The sequence below is a fragment of the Grimontia marina genome, from assembly GCF_900060185.1.
GTDB classification, from domain to species: Bacteria; Pseudomonadota; Gammaproteobacteria; order Enterobacterales; family Vibrionaceae; genus Enterovibrio; species Enterovibrio marinus.
Genome location: NZ_FIZY01000125.1, coordinates 1 through 2,798, shown reverse-complemented (window position 1 = coordinate 2,798; position 2,798 = coordinate 1). Strand labels below are relative to the sequence as shown.

At 48.5% G+C, this 2,798-nt stretch carries 3 protein-coding genes; 2 read left to right on the top strand and 1 reads right to left on the bottom strand.

Annotated features, from left to right (window positions below):
• Window positions 1–119 precede the first annotated feature (119 nt).
• Entirely contained in the window at window positions 120–1,832 is a 1,713-nt protein-coding gene (locus GMA8713_RS25290; RefSeq protein WP_062715392.1) for a hypothetical protein, read from the bottom strand.
• Window positions 1,833–1,862: 30 nt separating this feature from the next.
• On the opposite strand from GMA8713_RS25290, the gene GMA8713_RS27565 reads away from it, so the two are divergent.
• Both GMA8713_RS27565 and GMA8713_RS25285 read left to right on the top strand, forming a co-directional pair.
• Complete coding sequence (locus tag GMA8713_RS27565; protein ID WP_157515783.1) at window positions 1,863–2,036, top strand: hypothetical protein; 174 nt, start codon at window positions 1,863–1,865, stop codon at window positions 2,034–2,036.
• 215 nt (window positions 2,037–2,251) lie between these two features.
• Window positions 2,252–2,798 (top strand): transposase (locus GMA8713_RS25285; protein WP_306456078.1); only part of this gene is annotated, 547 nt, incomplete at its 3' end.

Here is a 2,798-nt window from a genome sequence, read left to right as displayed (position 1 = left end):
ATCACAGGTGTAAACATATGTGGCAATTGCTCAGGAAGGTGAAGCACTTTATGGATAACGTATCGCCGTACCCGGGAGGTTGCCACGGCACGGCGAAAATGTAGCACTATTCGGATCAGTTATTTAGATGATGGTGTCGGGTTGTCCTCTCTGACATCTGCACCATGAATCCTACCAGATTGATCACTACCCGTCAGCACCGGCGTATGAACTATGTCTTTAGCTGGAATTACTTTACGGTCTGGCGTTGAGAACTCGCCATCACCATCATAAGAGCCGTTACCTCCTGTGTTCAGCTTACTGCTCGCAGGAACACCTTTACTTTTCCCTACTGTAACGGCAGCAAACAAGCTCACAGTTGCCACTAAGGTAGCAGCAATCTCTTTAGACACGCCTAAAGTATCAGCCACATTTTCTGCATACAGATTCGATATCAGTGTCTGAGTGTCTTGGTTTTTATCTATGTCTCCATAACCAAACCCTTCAACTGTTTCCACCGTAGGGTAGGTATTGCCTTGAACGACATTCCGTTCACTGAAGTTTTTCAGGACGGTTTGAGCGTCAATGCTGTCTTTGCCTTTTTCTTCCAGCGCCTTGTAGTAGTTGTAATTTTCACTGCCAATTGGAAACTCTGCGGAGCATTTGATAAGTGCACAACCTGCAGCAAGCAATTCATCACGCTTCGCTGGGTCGCCCCCAGATAGCGTATTTATGATGTATTGCTCGTTACGATTTGGCGTTTTAAAGTCCAGCTCAGCCGATTGTTTACTACTTTCAAATACCGGCTGATTCTTAGCGATAACTTCGCTGCCCTTGGTTCCATTTTGGGTATTGAACCCACCAAAAGAGCCTTTGTCGTTATTGCTGTAGTTGAACTTAAGGTAGTCCTCTGTGGCGTCTCCCATTACATCCGCATACTGTTCTCGGTTATCGTGATACGCCTCGTTGGTGTTTGCCGGCTTAGTATTGGCATCGATGTGATGCTGAGTTTCGTGGCCCACAGTGTTGGCCGAATCTTCGAGTGTAGAATGTTGCCTATCGTTGAAGAACATGGTGCCATTTGCATAGGCACCTTTGACTTCTTCGTTGGCATAATTTTCAACCACGGCCAGTAAGGCCTCAGCGGGAGGCACGCCCATTTCTGTCGAGATGTAGTTAGCAAGTGACGTGTATGCCTGCTCTTTTTGCTGATTGGTTGCATTTGGGTCATTAAGAATTGCTACATTGTCGGCGTTCCTCTCATCGGTCACGAAACGTTTACTGGCAGTGAAGAACTTTTGCTTGTTGTCCTGATGAGCAAAGAACCCTTCTATGCCACTTTCTGCATCACCGAGAAGGGCGACACTTTCTTTTTCTGCCAGGTCAACGATGGCATCAAAAGCAATTTCGTTGCGTTTGAAGTCCTCGGCAATGTCACTCCGCCCAGCCTCCGTCAACAACCTATGGTCAACCGTGACATCCACATTCCCTTCATTGCGCTCGACGGAGAACAGGTCTTTCTCCGTGTTCTCCACATCGCGGTTCAGCGCCGTCAGGCTGTCACTCTTGCTATCGCCGCCCACGGTGACATTGCCTTGACCCACTGTTGCAAGGGTTTTGCTAACGCTGTAATCACTGCTGTTTTGGTATTGCAGGGTGGAGCTGTTGTAGGTGGAATCAACCTCGGTGTTGTCGGTCTTTTTCCCGTCAACATCGGTTTCGTTACCTATCCCCACACCGGTGCTGATGCCCATGGCACTGTTCTGTGCGTAGGTGGTGTTTTTCAAGTCACTGAAGCCCAGAGTCTCTGTTTCTAACGTCAGGTTTCCTGCGTCTTTGCCTTCCTCATCCACGGTCGCTATCAGCGCGCCGTTGATTTGGGTGTGACCATCAACCTTGACGGTAGCGGTTTCGCCAGCGGTGAGGCTGGTGAGAACAGTGTCAGTCTGATAAGTGCGGCCGCTGCCAGCATTCAGGCCGCCATTGGCGCCAGTAACATTACCTTTGCTGCCTGCGACATCGACAACACCATTGCTGGCGACATCACCACCGCCTAAGCTAATGCCCGCGCTGACACCCCGGGATTTATTGTTACTGCTGTATCTGTCCTAATGGAATACAGGGAATACAGGGACAGACACTTTTAGAAAAAGACCTATTTATCAATTTCATACATTAGTGCGCTATTCTTCATACCCACTCACTCAACATGCAATCGTGTGTTGGCTAAGATACGGTAAGTTCATTCTTCAGCCCTATTCCCTTATCCGCTATGACCAAAGCTCGCTCCACTCAGATAAATGTAGATGCCACTCCATACTATCACTGCATTTCTCGCTGTGTTCGTCGTTCTTTTCTTTGCGGCTATGACAACGAACAGGGGAAAAATTTCGAGCACCGACGGGCTTGGATAGAAGAACGGCTCTTGGAGTTAGCCCAGGTATTCTGTATCGATGTGTGTGCCTACGCCATTATGAGTAATCACTATCATGTTGTGTTGCACATCAACACGGACAGTGCGAATGCCTTAGCCCCCATTGACGTTGCAGAACGTTGGTTAACGTTCCATCAAGGCCCAGTACTGATACAGCGCTTTATGAAGGGGGAAGCACTGTCAGAAGCCGAAACCGAACGTTGCTTTGAAATCATAGACACTTGGCGAGAACGACTGAGCTCTATCAGTTGGTTTATGCGCCTGCTGAATCAACATATTGCCACTGAAGCGAATCGTGAAGACCAGTGTACGGGACACTTCTGGGAAGGGCGTTTTAAAAGCCAAGCTTTGCTCGATGAAAAAGCCTTGGCTGCGGCGATGGCCT